The organism is Planktomarina temperata RCA23 (assembly GCF_000738435.1).
GTDB lineage: Bacteria > Pseudomonadota > Alphaproteobacteria > Rhodobacterales > Rhodobacteraceae > Planktomarina > Planktomarina temperata.
This window is the reverse complement of sequence record NZ_CP003984.1, coordinates 2,672,906-2,694,032: the sequence shown is the minus strand read 5'-3', so window position 1 is coordinate 2,694,032 and position 21,127 is coordinate 2,672,906. Positions and strand designations below refer to the sequence as shown.

General features: G+C 54.5%; 22 protein-coding genes and 1 tRNA gene. 14 read left to right on the top strand and 9 right to left on the bottom strand.

Translation table 11 applies throughout. The features are described from left to right. The first annotated feature begins 3 nt into the window (after positions 1-3). The 3 genes from RCA23_RS12980 to RCA23_RS12970 all read left to right on the top strand — a co-directional run bounded on the left by RCA23_RS12980 (position 4) and on the right by RCA23_RS12970 (position 2,289). Positions 4-1,497 carry an inorganic phosphate transporter gene (locus RCA23_RS12980; protein WP_044050669.1) on the top strand — a complete coding sequence of 498 codons (1,494 nt, stop codon included), beginning with the start codon at positions 4-6 and terminating at the stop codon, positions 1,495-1,497. Between the two features lie 293 nt (positions 1,498-1,790). After that, complete coding sequence (locus RCA23_RS12975) at positions 1,791-2,009, top strand: hypothetical protein (protein ID WP_052377183.1); 219 nt, start codon at positions 1,791-1,793, stop codon at positions 2,007-2,009. 43 nt (positions 2,010-2,052) lie between these two features. Continuing rightward, positions 2,053-2,289 carry a hypothetical protein gene (locus tag RCA23_RS12970; RefSeq protein ID WP_044050668.1) on the top strand — a complete coding sequence of 79 codons (237 nt, stop codon included), beginning with the start codon at positions 2,053-2,055 and terminating at the stop codon, positions 2,287-2,289. A gap of 12 nt (positions 2,290-2,301) precedes the next feature. Here RCA23_RS12970 and RCA23_RS12965 read toward each other — a convergent pair whose 3' ends face one another. After that, on the bottom strand, positions 2,302-3,843 hold the full coding sequence (locus RCA23_RS12965) for a sensor histidine kinase (RefSeq protein ID WP_044050667.1): 1,542 nt from the start codon (positions 3,841-3,843) through the stop codon (positions 2,302-2,304). A 5-nt stretch (positions 3,844-3,848) separates the two neighbouring features. After that, positions 3,849-4,535 carry a response regulator transcription factor gene (locus RCA23_RS12960; protein ID WP_044050666.1) on the bottom strand — a complete coding sequence of 229 codons (687 nt, stop codon included), beginning with the start codon at positions 4,533-4,535 and terminating at the stop codon, positions 3,849-3,851. 456 nt (positions 4,536-4,991) lie between these two features. Between RCA23_RS12960 and pcaC the strand changes: the two genes are divergently transcribed. The 5 genes from pcaC to RCA23_RS12935 are packed head-to-tail and all read left to right on the top strand — an operon-like array spanning position 4,992 to position 8,499. Then, positions 4,992-5,378 carry a 4-carboxymuconolactone decarboxylase gene (gene pcaC, locus RCA23_RS12955; protein ID WP_044050665.1) on the top strand — a complete coding sequence of 129 codons (387 nt, stop codon included), beginning with the start codon at positions 4,992-4,994 and terminating at the stop codon, positions 5,376-5,378. Then, positions 5,372-6,103: a protocatechuate 3,4-dioxygenase subunit beta gene (pcaH, locus tag RCA23_RS12950; RefSeq protein ID WP_044050664.1), complete on the top strand. Its 732-nt coding sequence runs from the start codon at positions 5,372-5,374 to the stop codon at positions 6,101-6,103. Before pcaC ends, pcaH begins: the two co-directional genes overlap by 7 nt. After that, complete coding sequence (gene pcaG, locus RCA23_RS12945) at positions 6,103-6,663, top strand: protocatechuate 3,4-dioxygenase subunit alpha (RefSeq protein WP_044050663.1); 561 nt, start codon at positions 6,103-6,105, stop codon at positions 6,661-6,663. The genes pcaH and pcaG overlap by 1 nt, the downstream gene beginning before the upstream one ends. Beyond that, positions 6,656-7,498 carry a 3-oxoadipate:acetyl-CoA acetyltransferase gene (locus tag RCA23_RS12940; RefSeq protein WP_044050662.1) on the top strand — a complete coding sequence of 281 codons (843 nt, stop codon included), beginning with the start codon at positions 6,656-6,658 and terminating at the stop codon, positions 7,496-7,498. Before pcaG ends, RCA23_RS12940 begins: the two co-directional genes overlap by 8 nt. After that, the gene (locus tag RCA23_RS12935) at positions 7,495-8,499 is read left to right on the top strand and encodes a 3-carboxy-cis,cis-muconate cycloisomerase (RefSeq protein WP_044050661.1); all 1,005 of its coding nucleotides are present in this window, start codon (positions 7,495-7,497) and stop codon (positions 8,497-8,499) included. The genes RCA23_RS12940 and RCA23_RS12935 overlap by 4 nt, the downstream gene beginning before the upstream one ends. Before the next feature lie 11 nt (positions 8,500-8,510). Here the strand turns inward: RCA23_RS12935 and hpaD are convergent, their stop codons facing one another. Together hpaD and hpaE are read right to left on the bottom strand one after the other, a co-directional pair. Further along, a complete protein-coding gene (gene hpaD / locus RCA23_RS12930) occupies positions 8,511-9,494 on the bottom strand; it encodes a 3,4-dihydroxyphenylacetate 2,3-dioxygenase (protein WP_044050660.1) in 984 nt (327 codons plus the stop codon). A gap of 23 nt (positions 9,495-9,517) precedes the next feature. Then, positions 9,518-11,026 (bottom strand): 5-carboxymethyl-2-hydroxymuconate semialdehyde dehydrogenase, encoded by a 1,509-nt coding sequence (gene hpaE, locus RCA23_RS12925; RefSeq protein WP_044050659.1) that lies wholly within the window; start codon positions 11,024-11,026, stop codon positions 9,518-9,520. Between the two features lie 119 nt (positions 11,027-11,145). Between hpaE and hpaR the strand changes: the two genes are divergently transcribed. Continuing rightward, a complete protein-coding gene (gene hpaR / locus RCA23_RS12920) occupies positions 11,146-11,607 on the top strand; it encodes a homoprotocatechuate degradation operon regulator HpaR (protein WP_044050658.1) in 462 nt (153 codons plus the stop codon). A gap of 52 nt (positions 11,608-11,659) precedes the next feature. On the opposite strand, the gene RCA23_RS12915 is transcribed toward hpaR, so the two are convergent. Both RCA23_RS12915 and RCA23_RS12910 read right to left on the bottom strand, forming a co-directional pair. Then, positions 11,660-12,997: an ammonium transporter gene (locus tag RCA23_RS12915; RefSeq protein ID WP_044050657.1), complete on the bottom strand. Its 1,338-nt coding sequence runs from the start codon at positions 12,995-12,997 to the stop codon at positions 11,660-11,662. Beyond that, positions 12,997-13,335: a P-II family nitrogen regulator gene (locus RCA23_RS12910; protein WP_044050656.1), complete on the bottom strand. Its 339-nt coding sequence runs from the start codon at positions 13,333-13,335 to the stop codon at positions 12,997-12,999. The genes RCA23_RS12915 and RCA23_RS12910 overlap by 1 nt, the downstream gene beginning before the upstream one ends. 262 nt (positions 13,336-13,597) lie before the next feature. On the opposite strand from RCA23_RS12910, the gene RCA23_RS12905 reads away from it, so the two are divergent. The 5 genes from RCA23_RS12905 (at position 13,598) to RCA23_RS12885 (ending at position 18,488) form a co-directional block, all read left to right on the top strand. Then, positions 13,598-14,737, top strand: coding sequence for a CaiB/BaiF CoA transferase family protein (locus tag RCA23_RS12905; RefSeq protein WP_236631361.1), 1,140 nt, complete (start codon positions 13,598-13,600; stop codon positions 14,735-14,737). A gap of 67 nt (positions 14,738-14,804) precedes the next feature. Beyond that, complete coding sequence (locus RCA23_RS12900) at positions 14,805-16,244, top strand: aldehyde dehydrogenase family protein (protein WP_044050655.1); 1,440 nt, start codon at positions 14,805-14,807, stop codon at positions 16,242-16,244. A gap of 86 nt (positions 16,245-16,330) precedes the next feature. Beyond that, positions 16,331-17,683: a selenium-binding family protein gene (locus RCA23_RS12895; protein ID WP_044050654.1), complete on the top strand. Its 1,353-nt coding sequence runs from the start codon at positions 16,331-16,333 to the stop codon at positions 17,681-17,683. Continuing rightward, positions 17,680-18,036, top strand: coding sequence for a 2Fe-2S iron-sulfur cluster-binding protein (locus RCA23_RS12890; protein WP_044051572.1), 357 nt, complete (start codon positions 17,680-17,682; stop codon positions 18,034-18,036). Before RCA23_RS12895 ends, RCA23_RS12890 begins: the two co-directional genes overlap by 4 nt. A 2-nt stretch (positions 18,037-18,038) precedes the next feature. Continuing rightward, on the top strand, positions 18,039-18,488 hold the full coding sequence (locus RCA23_RS12885; protein ID WP_044050653.1) for a CoA-binding protein: 450 nt from the start codon (positions 18,039-18,041) through the stop codon (positions 18,486-18,488). Positions 18,489-18,498: 10 nt separating this feature from the next. On the opposite strand, the gene RCA23_RS12880 is transcribed toward RCA23_RS12885, so the two are convergent. The 3 genes from RCA23_RS12880 to RCA23_RS12870 form a co-directional block, all read right to left on the bottom strand. Beyond that, positions 18,499-18,573 (bottom strand) — tRNA-Gln (locus RCA23_RS12880). A gap of 117 nt (positions 18,574-18,690) precedes the next feature. Then, positions 18,691-20,334: a KpsE/RkpR family capsule polysaccharide export protein gene (locus RCA23_RS12875; protein ID WP_044050652.1), complete on the bottom strand. Its 1,644-nt coding sequence runs from the start codon at positions 20,332-20,334 to the stop codon at positions 18,691-18,693. Continuing rightward, the gene (locus RCA23_RS12870; RefSeq protein WP_044050651.1) at positions 20,312-20,971 is read right to left on the bottom strand and encodes an ABC transporter ATP-binding protein; all 660 of its coding nucleotides are present in this window, start codon (positions 20,969-20,971) and stop codon (positions 20,312-20,314) included. The genes RCA23_RS12875 and RCA23_RS12870 overlap by 23 nt, the downstream gene beginning before the upstream one ends. Positions 20,972-21,127: the final 156 nt, after the last annotated feature.

Here is a 21,127-nt window from a genome sequence, read left to right as displayed (position 1 = left end):
AGCATGGCTCAGAATGATCTCGACCAACGACACTTGGAAACTCTAGATCGAGATTTAAATCGATTCTCGGCCCTAGAGCAGGCAACGGCCTATGCCTCCCGCCCGATGATGGGGCTTGGGGTGTCATTGGTCTTTATACTCCTTGCGGGACTTGTTGCTTTCTATCTCTTTGGTCAAACCGGCAATACGCTTGTCGTGGTGATCGCTGCTGGCTTTGGGGCCTATATGGCGCTGAATATCGGCGCCAATGATGTGGCCAATAATATGGGGCCCGCAGTGGGGGCCAATGCTTTGACGATGGGCGGGGCCATTGCCATTGCAGCAGTGTTTGAAAGTGCTGGCGCCATGCTTGCAGGTGGAGACGTCGTTTCGACCATCGCAAAGGGCATTATTGCTCCTCAAAGCATGCAAACAGCGTCCATCTTTATCTGGGCCATGCTCGCAGCGCTATTGTCCGCCGCGCTCTGGGTTAATCTGGCCACTTGGGTCGGCGCGCCTGTTTCGACCACCCATTCTGTTGTTGGCGGCGTAATGGGGGCAGGGATCGCAGCTGCGGGATTTGCAGCTGTGAACTGGCCAACCATGTATAAAATCGCCGCAAGCTGGGTAATTTCACCGGTCTTGGGCGGGATAATTGCCGCCCTGTTTCTTTGGTTTATCAAAAACCGGATTGTATATCGTGATGATAAAATCTCCGCGGCGCGTGTTTGGGTGCCGGTTTTGGTTGGGATTATGGGCGGGGCATTTTCCGTTTATTTGGCGCTCAAGGGCCTAAAGAAAATCATGAAAATCGATTTTTCCTCGGCCTTGATGATTGGTCTTGTTTTGGGTGTCATCATTTGGTTGGTCATGATCCCGGTCGTGCGCAAGCAAGCTGAGGGGTTGGAAAACCGCAATAAGTCTCTCAAAAAGCTCTTCGGCATCCCCTTGGTTGTATCCGCAGCGTTGCTCAGTTTTGCTCATGGAGCAAATGATGTGGCCAATGCGGTTGGACCGCTGGCCGCGATTGTGCAGGCTTCGGCCTCAGGCGGTTTCGCAGATGCAGTGTCTATTCCGCTCTGGGTGATGGCCATCGGTGCCTTGGGGATTTCGTTTGGCCTGTTTTTGTTTGGGCCAAAATTGATCCGCATGGTGGGCGGTCAAATTACCAAACTCAATCCGATGCGGGCCTATTGCGTGGCGCTTTCAGCGGCCATTACTGTGATTGTCGCCAGCTGGTTGGGCCTGCCGGTCAGCTCAACCCATATCGCTGTTGGCGGTGTTTTCGGCGTGGGCTTCTTTCGCGAGTGGGACTCGCAGCGCCGGATGAAACGGGCGCGGATGACCGTTCCACAGGCCGTAGAACAGCCAAAAGAAGAACGCCGCCGTCGCAAATTGGTGCGCCGCAGTCACTTCCTGACAATCATCGCCGCATGGGTGATTACCGTGCCGGCCGCGGCGACGATCTCAATGTTAATTTTCTGGATCATTTCGAGTTACATGGGCGGCGCAAGCTAACCTCGCAGGTCACCGCGCAGGGCTTCGGCTCTGCGCGGAGTAGATTTGATCGCATTGAACGAAAAAAGCGTTTTTTCCGCGCAATTTAATCAATTGTTAGAACAAACCTGCAACTCTCTGATCATGCGAATGCTTGTTGAAATACAAATGTATATGATATTTGGGTTGGCCTACTGGATATAGCGGGAAGTGAGAATGTTTATACTAATGCTTGACGTGAAGGCCGTTTGAACCGCAGAATTCGCTTACTGAAGTCACGAAATGAACTACAGCAGCAGTAGAGGAAAGAAATCATGTTAGCAAATGCAAAGAAAATGGTCACCAGTTTGACCGAAGTAGCCATCGCGCTCCTGGCCCTTGCCATTGTCGCATCCGTGTTGGTTGGCCCCGATAATATGGCATTTTTGGGCGATGTGGTGGGCAATATCACAGCGCTGGTACAGCAGCTTGGAAGCGCGGGTCTGGCCGGGTTGATCGCCCTAGGTGTGGTCTTGGCTCTGTTCCAAAAATAGGCCATTTGTAAAAACCGCTTCTCCCAACAATCTAGGCGTATAGATGAAACATTTAGACAGTTACCTCACGCAGTTGAGATCCTGGCTTTTGCGTGCCGCGGAGCTCATGTCCTTGGTGCTTGTTGTCCTCATCTTGGTATACCTATTGTTGGGGGAGGCCTCCGGTGACTATGTGGTCAGCGTCATGACGAATGTGTCACTGTTGATCTCTGCCGTGACGCCGCAAGCGATTATTGGCGTGGCCCTCATCGCGGCTGTTGTGGCCTATCTGCGCCGGTAAAGGCGCATCAGCTTAGGACAGGGTGATCTCAAACAGTGCACCGCCCAGCTGTGGGCATTGTGTCACCGTGAGTGATCCGCCATGGGCTTCGATAATCTGCTGGCAGATATATAGCCCCAAGCCGGAGTTCCCCTCCCGCGCGTCTTGGCCCTCGCGGGCGCTATAGAAACGCTCAAAGATTTTGCTGCGATCGGCCATAGGAACGCCCGGCCCGGTATCGGCGACAGTCAAGACGATGCCTTGACGCCATGTTTTCGAAAGAGTGACACGCACCTGCCCTTGAGGATCGGCAAAACTTAAGGCATTTTCAACCAGATTGATCACCACCCGCGCCAGACGATCTGGCAGACCGATGAAATGAACGTGACTTTGTATGTCGAAAGTCAAACGCAGCTGCGCCTCCTTAGCCGCTGGCTCAAAGAACCCAATCAGATCACCTATTGTCTCAGAAAAATTGAACCACTCGCGTTTGGCAGCCACCAGATCATGATCGACAATCGCCGCCTCTGAAATTTCTGAAATCAATTTGTTCATACGCACCGCCTGATTTTGAATGGCGGCAAATTTTTCTCGCTCGGCTGTATTGGCCTCAGCCATTGCATTTTGCGTATTGGCAATAATCGACGCGATTGGATTTTTGAGCTCATGTGAGACATCGGCTGCGAAGCGTTCTTTATCATGGAACAGTGTGATGATTTGCTGATGCAACCGACTGAGGTTGCGGTAGAGACGCCCCACCTCATCGCGCCGTGTCTCAAAAGCTTCGATTTCAAACCCCTCCAATTGCTCAACCAAAGTTTCAGCTTTCAATCGTCGGTTCAGCCGCCGTGAGAGCCGGCGAATGGGCATCGCGATTGAAATTGCTAAGAGCGCACCAAAGACAATGGTGATGCCCGATAGGCCAGTCAAAACCATGAGCCGCGACTTGTTTTTCCCAAAATAGGCCTCACGCAGATAGTAGCTGTCCGAAAGTTCCAGCACAGCGCGCGGGCGCCCATCCACACGGATTGGCACGAGATAGCTCAATTCATACAGATCCGATACTGGATTAAGCAGTTGAAACTGCCGAGTGAAACGCGCACGTTTTGGCTCATAGGGCTCGGTCACAATCTGCAAATCAAATAGGCTTTTATACAGCACAAACAGCTGCTCAAACGGATCGAAGCCATGCGCCTGTGGTGTGAAGTCCGGCTCCGGCGCATCCGGCAGTGGCCGCACCTCAATCGGTGCGCTGATCCGCGGATTTGCCCCATCGAAATAGGTGAGTTGTGTATCCGCCAAAAGACTGGACAGTTTGAGGCGGTCCGTACCGGCCAGAGCGCTGTCCAGCAGCACGGCTTCAATGGCCAGACGGCGATCAAATTCACTCAATTCGTCCTGCTGAAAAATGGGTTGGAGCAATTTTACATAGAAATTGGACCGCTCAAATAGCCGGTCCTTCTTGCTGCGGATTTCCACCAAAGCGGCATCTTCGGTCGCAATGACAAAGGCCCAAAGCGCGAGATTGAACATCACCAACAGGCCGAGGATTTTTGATAATATTCCACGAAACATTGGGTCTAGCCCTGAAGCCGATAGCCGAGCCCGTGGACTGTCGAAATGATATCGCAGGTTGGATCCACGGCTTTCAGCTTTTGACGAATATTGCGAATGTGACTGTCGATGGTGCGGTCACTGACGTAAATCGCTTCTCGATAGGCGGCATCCATCAGCTGGTTTCGGGTTTTGACGACACCGGGCCGCTGCGCCATCGCCAGAAGCAACAAACATTCGGTCACTGTTAAATCCACCGCCATAGTCGCCCAGGTTACCAAATGGCGATCCTGGTCAATGGTTAGCTGCCCGGCGCGCACCGGTGCATCCAAATTGGTCACAGCGCCGACCGAATGCCGGCGCAAGACGGCGGCCACGCGGAACAGTAACAGATGTTTGCTAAAGGGTTTGGTGATATAATCATCGGCCCCAAGGGTGAAACCGATGATTTGATCTTGCTCCTCCGCCTTAGATGATAAGAAAATGATCGGCAGATTGGGCATTTTCGCCCGAACGGATTTCAGGAGAGAAAACCCATCCATTTCGGGCATTTTTATGTCAAAGATCGCGAGATCAACGCTGTGTTGCTGAAGATGCGCCTGTGCGGCCAGGCTCGAGGAAAAGGCGCTGACGTGATACCCTTCTTGGGTCAACATCTGCTCCAGTGGTGCAAGTATTTCAACTTCGTCATCTACAATAATGATCTGTGTCATGCGCTGAGCTCACCTGTGATTGCGTAGACAGTGGCATAGCCCGGCTATGAGCACAAAGAAAATGCGGCCGGCTGCACAGGATCTGCATAAAGGATCACAAAATTTGCACGCGGCGCTGAAATGCTCTGCAAAAGCGGGCCCTAGGGTCAAAGGGGTCAGGCTCGAGGATGGGCCGGGTTGGATGCACTTCTCCCTCAGCATATCGCGCAGCCCGGCCCATTGGTGTAACCCGCAATGAAAGGACAGTAGATGGGCATTCTACAGATACTAACAGCGACAGAGATTTTGGTTTTCTGCTCAATATTCTGCATTTATCTGTTTCGGTGACACCCTGGCTTGTTTCCGGCCGTATCGACTTGACCACCGATTGATAAGTTTTCATTATGATCCTCACTAAGATGAGCCGAGCGGCTGTTTCGAGCTCCGGCTAACATCTGCATTCAAAGGGCGTGGCGCATGACAACTTCAAAACGGCATGAGGAGGGGTTGGCCACGCGGCGCGCTGTCTTAGGCGAGGCGCATGTTGCGCGTGCGCAGGCGCAGACATCGGCGTTTGACGCGCCTTTTCAAGATTTGATTACCGAAGCGGCCTGGGGACATGTCTGGTCGCGGCCAACCTGGGATCACCGGCAGCGATCGATTGTGACCCTGGCTTTGCTCTGCGCGCAGGGGCATTGGGATGAGGTCGCCATGCATATCCGCGCCACCGCCAATACAGGTGCAAGCCGCGCGGATATCCAAGAGCTGATCTTGCATGTGGCCATTTATGCCGGCGTGCCGACGGCCAATCACGCGATCAAAATCGCCAAGGAGACCTTTGCGGACATGGAGGATGCATCGTGAGTGAGACCGACCCCTTTAACCCGCAGGATATGAGCCTGCAGCCGCCTGCCTTGACCCCAGATTATCGCTCCTCGCGGCTTCGCGCGCCCAGCCATAAGCTCTTGAGCCTCGAGCAAGGGCCGGGAGAGCTGACCGGGCCCACCTTTGGGCATGATGTCATTGGCCCCAACGACAATGATCTGATCATAAATTATGCCGCACCGGGCTCTGCGGCCATTGGCGAGCAAATCATGGTGCATGGTCATCTTCTGGACGAAAATGCCCGGCCGGTGCCGCAGGCCCTGCTGGAGTTTTGGCAGGCCAATGCTGGCGGGCGTTATCGCCACAAAAAAGATGGCTATCTGGCGCCTTTGGATCCCAATTTTGGCGGCTGTGGCCGGACGCTGACGGATGAGAATGGCTATTTCTCCTTCCGCACTGTGCGGCCCGGTCCTTATCCTTGGCCGAACGGTGGCAATGATTGGCGGCCAGCGCATATTCATTTCAGCTGCTTTGGCCAAGGCTGGGCGCAGCGGTTGATCACGCAGATGTATTTCGAAGGCGACCCGCATATTCCACTTTGCCCCATCGTTCAAACCATAGCGGACCCAAAGGCGATTGATCGATTAACTGCGCGGTTGGACATGGCGCATACGGTGCCGATGGGGTTTCGGGCGTTCCGCTTTGACATTGTGCTGCGTGGCCGCGCGTCCACCCTGTTTGAAAATAAGTTGGAGGGGAATTGATGTCCGGCTCGCAAAGCGCATCTCAAACCGCCGGTCCCTATGTGCATATCGGCTGCACGCCCAAGGTTGCGGGCTTGAAAAATATGTATGGTGGTCATGTTTTGGGCGCAGATATCTTTCCGCCTGATGTACCGGGGCGCAAAATAGTCATTTCGGGGCAAATCTTTGATGGGGCTGGTGATCCTGTCTTGGATGCGATGCTTGAGTTTTGGCAGGCCGATGCCAGTGGCCGCTATGGCGCCAATGGTGCATATGGCGGCTGGGCCCGCAGGGCGGTGGATCCTGAGGCGGGCCGCTACCGTTTGGAGACGATTCTTCCTGCCGCCACAGGTGACGAGGCTGCGCATGTGAAAGTTTGGGTTGTGGCGCGCGGCATCAACTTGGGGCTGCACACACGAATTTATTTTGAAGATGAGCCCCAGGGGCAAGATCCCATTCTGGCGGCGATTAATGAGCCCAGCCGCCGGTCTACCTTGATCGCCAAGCGATCCGGTGATGATGGCTACATCTTCAACATCCACCTGCAGGGTGACAAGGAAACGGTATTTATCAATGTCTGATCTGCACAACAAACCTTGCATTTTGTGCTGCGCCATCACCGGTTCAGTGCCAACAAAAGCCGCCAACCCAGCTGTGCCTATCAGTATTTCTGAGCAGGTCGAGAGCAGCTTGGCCGCGGTGGAGGCAGGCGCTTCGATCATTCATGCCCATGTGCGCAACGCCGATGAAACACCCAGCAGCGACCCGGAAAAATTCGCCCGCCTGCAAGAGGAGCTGCGCCGGCACAGCCCGGATGTCATCATTCAGTTTTCAACGGGTGGCCGTTCTGGTGCGGGGCAAGAGCGCGGCGGAATGTTGCCCTTGAGACCGGATATGGCCTCCCTCTCTGTCGGCTCGAACAACTTTCCCACACGGGTTTATGAGAATCCGCCAGATTTGGTGGCTTGGCTGGCCAGTGAAATGCAAAAATATGAAGTGGTGCCGGAGGTTGAAGCCTTTGATCTGTCACATATCTTGCAAGCTCTGCGCCTGTATGACGAGGGGAAACTATTCGGCAAGCTCTATGTGCAATTTGTCATGGGTGTGAAAAATGCCATGCCGGCAGATCGAGCGGTTTTTGATTTTTATGTGGCGCAGATGCAAGCCCGCGCGCCTCAAGCTGAGTGGTGTGCCGCGGGTATTGGGCCCAATCAATTGGTTGTGAATGAATGGGCCATCGCGGCAGGTGGCCATACCCGCGCTGGGCTTGAGGACAATGTGCGCCTCGACCGCAACACGCTGGCCCCGTCGAATGCCGCTTTGATCGCCCGTGCCGCTGAACTTTGCACCCGCTATGAGCGCCCGGTCGCAAGCCCGGCGCAAGCGCGCGAAATTCTCGGTTTGCGGGCCGTATGACGACGGTATTTGACCATGCCTGGATGACAGGCCTCTTCGGCGACAAAGGCGTTGCGGAGCACCTGTCTGCTGAGGTGCAATTGGCGCATATGCTGCGCATTGAAGCGGCGCACAGCCGGTCATTGGGCAATGAATCTGCGGCCCGCGCGATTGAGGCGGCCCGGATAGGCCCAGAAGATTTGACAGAGGGAACGGCCACGGATGGGGTGCCTGTTCCTCAGTTGGTGCGCTGTCTCAAGGCGCAGATCTCGCCAGAGTTGCATGGGGATATCCACCGAGGGCTGACCAGCCAAGACGTGATGGACACGGCCCTGGTTTTATCTTTGAAGGACATTTTACCGATCTTCCGGCAGGGATTGATCGCGTTGCAGGCGGATTTGGCGCAATTGACGCAAGCACATGGCGGCGGTGCCTTGATGGGGCGCACGCGTATGCAGGCCGCGCTTCCCATAACGGTTGCAGATCGCCTTGTCACTTGGCGGATGCCCTTGGAGCGCCATCTCGCGCGGCTCGATGAGGTGCGCGCGCGTGTGCTCTGCGTGCAGTGTGGCGGCCCGGTGGGCCTTGGCGCGGGCGGGGCTGCGCTTGCGGCGCAATTGGGATTGGCCGCGCCGGATAAAAGCTGGCACGCCATGCGCGATGGATTTGCCGAATTGGCCAATTGGCTGTCGCTGGTGTCTGGCAGCTTAGGCAAAATGGGCAAGGATATTTCGCTCATGACCCAGCAAGGCGTGGATGAGATGCGCTTGCGCGCAGGCGGCTCTTCCTCGGCCATGCCCCATAAACAAAACCCAATTTTGGCGGAGCTATTGGTCACCCTGGCGCGCTATAATTCTGTTCAGCTTGGCGGGATGCATCAGGCTTTGATCCACGAGCAAGAACGCTCTGGGGCGGCTTGGGCGCTGGAATGGATGATTTTGCCTGCGATGCTACACAGCACCGCAAGAGGGCTCAGGGCGGCACAAGAGCTGCTGGCCCAAGTGGAAACAATCGGAAGCTGAGCGCGCGGCGCTTACGGCGCGATGATCGGCGTGGCGTTCAAGGCGCTGTCGCGCGGCGCAACCTCCGTGAACTCCGTGCCATGTTCAAACCAGCTTTTTGGCGCCGCCGCGCCCCATAGGGTTTGCCGTTGCGGATCTTTGAGGTCCCATTTGATGGGCTCATGATCGGGGTCCACAGTTTGATAATCTGAGCAATAGATTTCAATGCGATGCCCATCTGGGTCCAGGATATACAAGAAAAAGGCGTTTGAAATGCCGTGCCGCCCCGGTCCGCGCTCGATATTGCTGACATAGCCAGTGGTGGCCATGAGATCGAGCAGGTCAATGATGTTCAGCGGCGTCGGCACCCAAAATGCGATATGGTGCATCCGAGGGCCGCGGCCATTGGTGAAGGCCATATCATGCACGCCGCCTTTGCGATGCATCCATGCAGCCCAGAGTTTGCCACTGGCCTCATCCTCGGTATATTCGGTCACCCGAAAGCCAATGTCATTGTAGAACGCCACTGAGGCGTCGACATCGGGCGAGAAGCAATTGAAATGATCAATCCGCAAAGGTTTCACGCCGCGATAGAGTGCAAATTTTTGGTGCAGAGAGGGCAGGCGATCCATTTTATGATAAAATTCTAAAGGAATTCCAATATTATCCTCGGTCAACAAGGTTCGGCCCTGATAGGGGCGCTCGACCCATTGTGTCGGGCAGCCTTTGGCACGAAACTCGGCTTCGGCCCGATCTAAATCTGCCTCATCATAGGTCTTAAAGCCCATGACCTCCACCGTGCCGGGAAGATCGGATTTTTGCAAAATCACGCTGTGATGGCCGCGCTCTTCCATGGCGCGCAGATAGACATGGCTGTCTGTTTCATCCGAGACCTGCAAACCCAGAATTTCCGTGTAAAAGGTCTTTGAGCGGCCTAAGTCCGCGACGTTGAGGCAGGCATGGCTGAGGCGGACGGTGTTGAAGCTTGGGTAAAGATTTGGGCTGGGAACTGGCATTTTGGGCTCCTTTAATTCTGAGGTCAGACGCCTAGGCGTGAAATTTTATGGGCTCCGGTGGCAAAGCCAATGTGCTTTTGCTCCATATAAAATTCAAAGCTCCAATCGCCGCCGTCCCGGCCAATTCCGCTGGCCTTGACGCCGCCGAAGGGGGTGGGCAGGTGCCGGACGTTTTCGCTATTCACCCAGATCATGCCCGCCTCAAGCTTGTCAGTAAAACGCAACGCGCGGGTCAGGTCATTGGTCCATAGGTAGGCGGTGAGCCCGTAGGGCGTGTCATTTGCAATCTGAAGGGCCTGATCTTCACTGGCAAATGGAATGGAGGTGAGAACCGGGCCAAAAATTTCCTCTTGGGCAATGCGCATGGCATTATTCGCCTGCGTAAAGAGGGTTGGACGGATGAAATATCCGGTGTCGCCAAGAACCTCCCCACCAGCGGCCACTTGGGCCCCATCGTTTTTGGCAATATCGAAATAGGAGGTGACCTTGGCGAAATGCTCTTCGCTGATCAGTGGCCCGATTTCAGTGGCAGGATCGAGCGGGTGGCCGACTTTGATCTTATTGACCCGCTCAATCAACCGGGATTCAAAAGCGTCCTTGATGGTCTCATGGATCAAAAGCCGCGAGGAGGAGGTGCAGCGTTCGCCGTTGATGGAATAGATCATGAAGATCACCGCATCCAAAGCACGTTCCAAATCCGCATCTTCAAAGACGATGACGGGATTTTTGCCGCCCAATTCGAAATGCGTCCGCTTCAACGTATCTGCGCCCTGTTTGGTAATCATAGAACCGGTGCGGCTCTCCCCAACAAATGCGATGGCCTTGATGTCAGGGTGTTCTGTGAGCGCCTTGCCGGCATCCTCGCCATAGCCTTGAACCGTGTTTAGAACCCCGGGAGGCAGGCCGGCCTCTTCGGCAATTTCCACCAAGATCCGGGCCGTGAGCGGCGAGGCCTCTGCGGGCTTATGCACCACGGTGCAACCAGCTGCGAGGGCAGGGGCAATTTTCCATGTGGAGAGCATAAAGGGCGTATTCCAAGGGGTAATCACACCCACTGGGCCGATGGGCACCCTTGTGGTGATGTTCATCAATGTGGCCGATTGCAAATGCTGCCCATCTCGGGCGGCCTCCACTTGATCGGCAAAATAGCGAAAATTCTCCGCCCCGCGAATGGCCGCTTTTGACATGAAGCGCCAGGCCTGGCCGGTGTCCCAGCATTCGCAGAGTGCGATTTCTTCGGCGCGGGCTTCAATGCCCTCGGCAATTTTGATCAAAATAGCCTTGCGCTGTTTGGCGGGCATATCGCGCCAGGCTGGAAAGGCCGCTTTGGCCGCTTTAGCTGCCTTATCAATATCGCCTGCGTCGCCGCGCGCCACCTGGCAGATTGTGGATTTATCCACCGGGGAGAGGGTTTCAAAGACACCGCCGCCGCCCGCATGATCCGCCCCCGCGATCCGGTGCAGGATGCCGCTGCGCTGGAAGCGCGCCAAATGGCCATTGAGTTTTTCGATATTTTGTTCCAACGCGGACATTGCAGCTCTCTTTCAACCCTAGATTTTAGGTAACATGTTAACTAAATGGAGTGTTCTGATTTTTCATTGTGCTGTCAATATTTTTAAATAACATTGCACGGCAATTCATAGGTGCGTCAATGGCCAGAACCAAGCTTCAGCTTCCCTCGACACGGCGGTCTTTACCAATTGCCTTGATGCGATCGCGTGAAAAGGTCATGGCGCCGATCCGCGATATGCTGCGAGCTTCTGGTTTGACCGAACAGCAATGGCGGGTGCTGCGTATATTGTCCGAATTTGGCCCGCAGGATTTGACAGAGATTGCGCGGCAGGCCTGTTTGTTGATGCCAAGCCTATCGCGCATTATTCGAAGCCTGGCGCAAAATGGCCTCGTCATCCGGGCGTCTGATACCAAGGATCGGCGGCGGCAAACTGTGGTGATTTCCCCAGCGGGGCAGCACCTGATTGATGACAATTTGGTGCAGGCGACGCAGATCGCCGCAAATTATAGAAATCAGCTTGGCGCCGAGCGCTATGAGCTTTTGTTGGATCTTTTGACGGAATTGGAGCAGGGCCCGCCTTATCCCGTGAAACGCGCATAAAAAAGCCCCCTGAAAATTACCTTTCAGGGGGCCCAGTACGACGGGAAAGAAGTTAGCTACCCGAGAATTCCGGATAGGCTTCCATGCCCAGCTCGCTGCGGTCGAGACCGGTGATTTCGGCCTCTTCACTGACCCGCAGGCCGAACATCGCTTTAAGCACCAACCAAACCACGGCGGAGGACACAGTCACAAAGGCCCCGACGATGACGATTGATGTCAGTTGAACTGAGAAGCTGGCGGCGCTGTTTGTGAAGCAAACGGCCAGAGTGCCCCAGATGCCTGCGAAGAGGTGCACCGGGATGGCCCCGACCACATCATCAATCTTCAAGCGATCCAGAAGCGGCACGGCGAAGACGACGATAACACCGCCAACAGCACCGATCAGGGTCGCTGAGACCAGTGAAGGGGTCAGCGGCTCCGCAGTGATGGACACCAAACCTGCCAAGGCCCCGTTCAAGATCATGGTCAAATCAGGCTTTTTGTACAGGAGTTGCGTCAAGATCAGAGCTGCCACCGCACCGGCGGCTGCCGCTGTATTGGTGTTGGAGAAGATCCGGCTGATATCAGCCACATTGCCGGATGTGTCCATATACAGTTGTGACCCACCGTTAAAGCCGAACCAACCGAGCCAAAGGATAAATGTCCCCAAGGTGGCCAATGCGAGATTTGAGCCTGGCATTGGGTTTACCTTACCATCTTTGTATTTGCCCAAGCGAGGACCAAGGATGATCGCGCCGGTCAAAGCTGCCCAGCCGCCGACAGAGTGCACAACTGTTGAGCCTGCAAAGTCTTGAAAGCCCATTGCGTCCAAGAAACCACCGCCCCATTTCCAGCTGGCTTGGATCGGATAGATCACGGCCACAAGAACGATGACAAAGGCGAGGAACGGCCAAAGTTTGATCCGCTCGGCCAATGCGCCTGACACAATAGAAGCGGTCGCTGCGCAGAACATCAATTGGAAGAAAAAATCGGAGCCGACAGAGGCGTAGGTTAGATCAGCTTCCACACCTTCGAGCCCGACAGGCTCTAGCGCGGTGACTGAAAAGGCACCAACCACGTTTTGAATGGTCCAGCCATCGCCTGGATACATGAGATTATATCCCAAAATGTAGAAAAACAGCGACGCCAGAGAAAACAGTGCCATGTTTTTGGTCAGCTGCATCGCCACGTTTTTGCCGCGTACCAAACCGGCTTCCAACATGGCAAACCCAGCGGCCATGAAGAACACCAAGAACCCTGAGACAAGGAACATGAATGTGGTGAAAATAAAGCCGATGTCGGCATTCAGCGGGGTGACATCCGCCTCCTGCGCTGCGGCCAGTTGTGGAACGGCCAGCAGCAGAGTGGCCAGGCTTACAGTTCCTAATTTACTCGTTAACTCTCTACGCATCACAGAGCCTCTTCATTTGTTTCGCCGGTGCGCACGCGCAGGGCTTGTTCCAGGTCAAGGACGAAAATTTTGCCATCACCGATTTTTCCGGTATGGGCCGCTTTGGTGATGGCCTCCACCACACCGGCCGCAGCCGCATCGGTGACGGCGATTTCAAGTTTGATTTTGGGAACAAAATTAACTGTGTATTCTGCTCCTCGATATGTTTCGGTGTGACCAGATTGAGCGCCGAAGCCTTTAACTTCGCTCACCATCATGCCGCTGACACCGACCTCAGACACCGCTTCGCGCACGTCTTCGAGCTTGAAGGGTTTGATCGTTGCAATAATCAGTTTCACTCGTCTTCCTTTCGTTCTACCGGGTATAATTCTGGCTCTACCTTCAAATTGCTGCAGAGCGGCGTAAACTTTGAGCCTTGGTAAAAAACCGCAGATGTCGTGATTTGCCTAAAATATAGGCAATGAGGCAGGTGAGTTTCAAAACATCAGCGCGATCGGTCTGGAGATGGATGGCATTTTCCGCGCAGGGCCGGCCCTCTGGCCTTGTCTTTTGGTGACCCGAGGGCACAAACTGGCGCGATAGCGGACATGAGCTTGAAAGATGGATGATGATTCCATGGGGTTGAATAAAGAACTGGACGGGATGACGGTGGTCTCCCTCGAGCAGGCAGTGGCGGCGCCCTATTGTGGTTTGATGCTGGCGGATGCTGGGGCGCGGGTGATTAAGGTTGAGCGTCCGGAGGGGGATTTTGCCCGCGGCTATGATGCCGGCGCCAATGGGCAGAGTGCAATTTTTGCCTGGCTGAACCGCGGCAAGGAATCGATTTGCTTGAACCTCAAAGATCCCGAGGACTTGGCCGTGATGCACCGTATGCTGGCCAAGGCCGATGTCTTTGTTTCCAATCTTGCACCCGGTTCAGTGGCGCGTATGGGGCTCGGCGGCGCAGAGCTGCGACGTGATAACCCCGGTTTGATCACCTGCATGATTTCAGGGTACGGGCAATCGGGCGCGGCGGCGAAAAAGAAGGCCTATGATTTTTTGATCCAAGCGGAGAGTGGTCTGTGTTCTGTGACCGGCAGCGCAGAAAGCCCGGCGCGTGTGGGCCTGTCCCTGACCGATCTTTCGACAGGTTTGACTGCCTTTTCGGCCATTTTGCGCGCCTTGATCCAACGGGGGCGCACGGGGCGGGGCATTGATTTGGAAATTTCCATGTTTGATGTGCTGGCCGATTGGATGAATATGCCGCTCTTGGCACATCGTTATATGGGCGGCGCTCCGGCGCGCTCGGGGTTGAAACATTCGTTCATTGCCCCTTACGGCGCCTTTGAATGTCGGGACGGTGCGCAGGTTTTAATTTCTGTGCAAAGCAACCGAGAATTTGCGGCCCTATGCCGCCAGGTCTTGCAGCGACCGGAGTTGCCCGAAGATCCCAGGTTTTCGGAAAATCCGGAGCGATATGCCCATCGTGACGCGCTGGATGCCATCGTGGCGGATTGTTTTGCACAGTTCACCGCCGCTGAGATGGTGGACAAGCTGGATGCGGCGCAAATTGCCAATGCGCAACTCAATTCCGTGGCGGATCTGTCGGACCATCCATTTTTGCGCAATTCTGTGGTACAGATTGGCGATTGTGACGTTTCTTTGGCCGCTTTGCCAGTGACAAGCCATGCCGGACCAGGACAAAAAGTGCCGAATTTGGGCGCGCAAACCGAAGCTCTTCGCGCTGAGTTTAAAGCGTGATTTTTTGCGTGCAGAAGTGGCGCGCCTGTGAATAATGACCAAAGGTTCTAGCTGAAAGCGAAACGGTATGACAGTCGACACAAGCAATCTAGGTAAGTTTTACATCGCCGGGCAGTGGGTGGCGCCGAGATCACAGGCCAATATGCCCGTTTTAAACCCCGCCAATGAGCGCCAGATCGGCATCGTGCCCTTGGGGGATGCGGCAGATGTGGACGCGGCGGTTGCGGCGGCGGTGTCGGCCTTTCCGGCCTATAGCCAGACGCGCAAATCTGAACGTGTGGCTCTTCTTCAAAGCTTGATGAAGGTGACCCAGAGCAGGTTTGAAGATTTGGCGCAGGCGATGCGCATGGAGATGGGCGCGCCGATCACCATGGCCCGCGAGGCGCAGGCCGATGCCGCCATCGGTCATTTGCAGGGTTTCATGGACGCATTGGCCGAGTTGGTGGAACGGGAAACTTTGAGCAATGGGGACATTCTTTTACGCGAGCCGATTGGGGTGTGCGGATTAATCACCCCTTGGAATTGGCCGATGAACCAAATTGCCTTGAAGGTCATCCCGGCCTTGGCGACGGGCTGTTGCTGCGTTTTGAAACCCTCTGAGCATACGCCAATCTCTGCGATGATATACGCTGAAATTATAGATGCGGCGGCCTTTCCGCCCGGTGTGTTCAATTTGGTCCAGGGCGATGGCCCAACGGTGGGCGCGGCCCTGTCGCGCCACAAGGATGTGCAGATGATGTCATTTACCGGTTCCACCCGTGCCGGGACGGCTGTGACCCGTGATGCGGCAGAAACCGTCAAGCGTGTGACCTTGGAGCTTGGTGGCAAATCGCCCAATCTGGTGTTTGCCGATTGTGACCTTGAGGCCCAGGTGAGTGCCTCGGTCGCCGAATGCATGTATAACACGGGGCAATCTTGCGACGCGCCAACCCGGCTATTGGCCGAGCGCAGCTGCTATGAGGCTGTGCTTGAGATTGCCAAACGCGCGGCAGAGGCCACCGAGGTGGGAGATCCGGCGCAAGAGGGCGCGCATATTGGCCCGCTGTTTGACCGTATCCAATTTGATCGGGTGCAAGCCATGATTAAAGTGGGGCTTGAGGAGGGCGCACGCCTCTTGGCTGGTGGCTTGGGACGTCCTGAGGGGATTGATGCCGGCTGGTTTGTGAAGCCCACTATTTTTTGTGATGTGTCAAATGATATGCGGATTGCGCAGGAGGAAATCTTTGGTCCTGTTTTGGTCATCATTCCCTTCGAGGATGAGGCTGAGGCGATTGAAATCGCCAATGATACGCCCTATGGGCTGGCGGCCTACCTGCAAACTGGTGATCCGGCACGCGCGGAACGTGTCGCGGCCCGCCTCAGGGCTGGTGCGATCCACATCAATGGCGGCGGCTTCAATTATGGCTCACCCTTTGGGGGGTATAAACAATCCGGAAATGGCCGAGAAGGTGGTATGATGGGATTGGAAGATTACCTTGAAACCAAAACGCTGCACGGATTAGGCTAGGGGTGAGGCAGAAAGAGTTCTCAAGAAACCGCCCGTGGACGTGATAGGGTGGTGAGACTTGCGATCTTTGAAAGGGAGCAGTGAACATGAAGGACTGTTGTGGACCGGGCTACGCAAGCCCGCAGGAGGCGATCAAAGCGCCGCGTGAAAAGCTGCTCTATACTATTGCGATTTACACCGGCACGGGCATTCAAAAACCCGATTATTTGGCAACGGTGGATGTTGATCCCGACAGTCCGACCTATTCGCAGGTGATCCACCGCTTGGAGATGCCCGGCATCGGCGATGAGTTGCACCATATGGGGTGGAACGCCTGCTCGTCCTGTTTCGATGATGGCTCAATGTCGCGTAAGTATTTGCTGCTGCCTGGGGTGCGCTCGAACAACATCCATGTGGTTGACACGGCCAGTGACCCGCGCGCGCCGCGTCTTCACAAGGTGATTGACGGGGCTGAGATCAAGTCAAAAACCAATCTGTCGGGACCGCATACGGTGCATTGTTTAGGCTCGGAAATCATTATTTCCATGTTGGGCGATGCCAAAGGGGAAGCGCCAGGCGGTTATCTCCATCTGAACAAAGATTTTGACATCGTCGGGCGGTGGGAGAATTCCATGGGCGATATCAAGTTCGGATATGATTTTTGGTATCAACCACGCCACAATGTGATGGTCTCTTCCGAATGGGCCGCCCCCAATACTTTTATGCCGGGGTTTGATTTAGAAGAAGTCGGGCATTTGAAATATGGCCGCGAAATCCATTTTTGGGATTTTGAGAAGAAAGTCCCGATTGAAACGATGTATCTTGGCGAGGATGGGTTGTTGCCCTTGGAGGTGAAATTCCACCATGACCCCGATAGCACCCATGGGTTTTGTGGGGCGGCGCTCAGCTCAAATGTAATCCATTGGTGGCGCGATGAGGCTGGAGAATGGCAATGGGAAAAGATCATTGATGTGGCCAATGAACCGCATCCTGAATGGCCCATCCCGGTGCCGGGGGTAATGTCGGCTATTTTAATCTCGATGGATGACAAATATTTATACCTCAACAATTGGTTGCATGGGGATATGCGCCAATATGATATCTCAGATCCGCATAACCCGGTTTTGACGGGACAGGTCTGGATGGGCGGCTTATTGGGCAAGGCGCCGGAGGTGAATGGGGTGAAAATGGCTGGCGGACCGCAGATGTTCCAATTGTCTCTCGACGGCCGACGTCTCTATGTCACCACCAGCCTGTTCAGCACCTGGGACAATCAATTTTATCCTGAAATTCGCGAGCAGGGTGGTGTGATGGTGCAGATTGATTGCGATCCTGAAAATGGCGGAATGGTGTTAAATAAGGATTTTATTGTCGACTTTGGACAGGAGCCCAATGGTCCCTCCCGTTGCCATGAAGCGCGCTATCCGGGCGGCGATTGCACGAGTGATATTTGGCTGTGATCGTGACCTTATCAAACCGAGATGGGGCGCAATATAAGGTGGACCCCCGCCGTCCCCTCTTGGACAGCCTGCGCGATCAGGGGGTAGATTTGCCCTATGGCTGCAAATATGGCGGCTGCATCACCTGCGCGGCAAAATTGACCGCAGGAGAGGTTGACCAGCGCCGGCAAGTGGCGCTGAACAATCGGCAAATCAATCAAGGTTACGTGATCTTATGTGTCGCACGCCCCATGTCTGACATCACGCTCGAAATTGGGGTGGAAAGCCATGACCGCCTCTATCGCAACCCATTTCTGGACCCGTTGCAATCCCACGAACTCAAGGCTGATATTGCCGTGCCAAAGGAGGTCTGACCATGGACCATACTCAACCCTATTCAGATGCCTATTTGCAGGGGATTCTAAAATCGGTCAAAACCATCGCGATGGTTGGCGCCAGCCCCGATAAAACCAAATTTAGCTATGGGGTTTTGCGGGTACTCAGTGAAACTGGCTACGACATGATCCCGGTCAATCCGCGCCCGGGCCTTGAGGACATCCGAGGCTTGAAAGTCTACCCGAGCCTTGCGGCCATAGATCGTCCTGTGGATATGGTCGAAGTGTTTCGTCGTCCCGAAGATCTTATGGGTGTCACAAAAGAGGCCATCGCGATCGGCGCAAAGGTGCTTTGGGGGCAAATCGGCGTGGTGGATCACGCGGCGGCCCAGCTGGCAGAAGAGGCTGGGATGCAAGTTGTCATGGATAAATGCCCGAAAATTGAGCTGTTCCGGCCATTTTGGAAACCGAAATTACACCTGACGATCTAAGAGATAGAGCTGGCTGGGTCGGCAGGACTCGAACCTGCACTCTACTGTACCAAAAACAGGTGCATTACCATTATGCTACGACCCATCAGCGAGGCAGGGGATACGCCGGAAGCGCGGACGTTTCAAGCCCTGAAATCGCAAAAATTGCCCGAAGGGCTATTGTTGTTGATTTTTCATAGATGGCTTTAAAATATCTCCAGGGTCAGACCTGTTCGCGCAGGATGGACGCGGTGAGTGACATAATTAAGTAAACACCTCCGAAAATAAGGAAAGACAATAAGGTGTTTTCAAACTTGCGCGGATAAGAGGGATCCTCAGGCCTTACGGGGGCGACAGAGGTGGCCAAATACCGCGCTTGCCGGTCGGCCGCCACGCGGGCGGCCTCAACACTTTGTACCGCAGCTTGCACCATCATTTCGCGGGTTTGATAATCGGCTTCTGCAACGATCATCCGTGCGTTTTTGCTGGCCATCGAATCTGCGCCACCGGTGGTTTGCGTCAATTCGGCTCGCTTGGCTTCGATAAGATCTTTGTTGATTCGAATGGAGGTCTTCAAAGCATTGACCTTTGAGGTGTTCGGCCGGGCATTCTCCATATGGATAGCCAAGGATTTCTCCATCTGATCGACCTCTTGTTCCAGACTCATGATTTGCTGCTGTATAGAGGCAACGGCGGTTTTTGAATCAATCACCGATAACTCTTGCTGCAAAGTGACCAGGCGATCCAGCGCTTCATTGCGGGCGATCTGGGCATCCTCAAAACTTTCAATAGCGCCTTTCATTTGGTCATCGCGCAGGCGCTGTGTGATATTGCTTACGCGCTCTTCAGCATAGCCGATAAGCGCATTGGAAAATTCGACGCTGGCGTCAGGCGAGGCCGCAATCACCTCCATATTCACCAAACCTTCGGTCGGATCATAGCCGATTTTCACCGATTTTTTGAAAACTTTAAAGGCCTCCTCATTGGAGGCATCCGCTTTAAGACGGGCCAAAGGGTCAATGGCGGGGTCACTGAAATGGGCAATAAAATCGTGATCTTCATCCAAGCGGATCATCGCTTCTATTGAGGTGAGATAGCTTTGCACGGAGCTGCCATCACTCAAACCGGATCCTCCCGCGCCAGAGATCATTCCCATCAATCCCCCCCCGCCTGAGGATTGCTCGCTATTTTGTTGGATCAAAAACGCAGATTTTGTCGAATACATCGGCGAGGCAGCCGTATAAAAATACCAGCCCGCCAGAAGTGTCGGCAGACCGACAAAAAAGGCCAGGCGCAGGCCCAGCAGGGCCAGTTTCTTCTGGCGCCGCCGGATGATCGACTGTTGAATGCGCTCCACCTCACGGGCACGGCGCAGAGCCGGGTCATCCTCAGGGATCAGCGCGGGCAAGTTGTCTGATGCGTCGCGGCGCTGGGGCAATTGTGGCCGGCTGGCCCGGCCAGGTTTGGTCATAGGTGGAGGGCTGCCATCGTTTTTTGGCGCCAGCTCCAGCAGGTTGGACCGCTGGAACGGGTCAATCCCGGCTTGGCGTAAAAGGCGCACGGCGTCAAAATCAGATGTGGCAGGCAGATCATGGCGCTGTGCGGTGCGTCGCGCCATGCGCAATTGACGGCCGGTCAGCCCCTCCTTGCGAATTTCGTCAATATCGGTGCTGCCGATCGGAGCCTTGAGTGGTTGAGCAACTTGGTCATCCAAGCTGGCAACATTTATTGCAGGTTGTTGGGGCGCGGGTGCGACGGCCTTCGCGAGCTCGGGATTTCCCTCGGTCACTCCAAGCGAGGCATCGACCGCTTCCAAAACATCTGGGCGCGGAACACGGAATTTTTTAGCTCTGAGTTTCGAAGTCATAGACCTGTTTCGCCTCTTCCAAAGTGTCAAACTGGATAAATTGCCCATCGCGTAAAACGGCAGCTTGGGTTGCGAATTGTTCTAGGGTTTCTGGCTGGTGACTGACGATCACAATGGTCGTGCGATCGATCCGTTCCTGCAACAAATCACCCGCTTTTTTGTTGAATTCAAAATCTGTCGAACTGGGCATGCCCTCATCGATCAAATACATGTCAAACTCCAAAGCCAGCATGAGGGCGAAGTTGAACCGGGAATTCATACCAGAGGAATAGGTCGCCATAGGCATGTCGAAATATTCATCAATATCCACCAGCCAGCGACAGAAGGCCTCAATATAATCGGGATCAAGGCTGTAGAGCCGTGCGATATAGCGGGCATTTTCCTTTCCCGTATGGCGCGGCGATGTCCCGCCCATGAAGCCGAGAGGAAAGGAGATATTGCAGCCCCGAATAATGCGCCCTTCGTCAGGCTTTTCCAGCCCCGCCATCATATTGATCAACGTGGTTTTTCCAGTGCCGTTCGGGGCTAAAATTCCTAAGGATGTGCCCAATTCCACACGGAAAGACGCATTGTCCAAAATGACTTTGCGTTGGGTTCCAGTCCAAAAAGATTTGCTTACATTAGAGAATTCGAGCATCAGCTCTGTCCAATTTTTTCGTGAAATTAACGTAACTCAATAAAATTAAGAAGGAATCAATATGTATTTTTTAAGAGTATATCAGGTGAATTGATAAACATAACGTCTTTTGTCGCAGACGCCCCAAAGCTGCCAAATTGGCTTTGGGACGCCCGG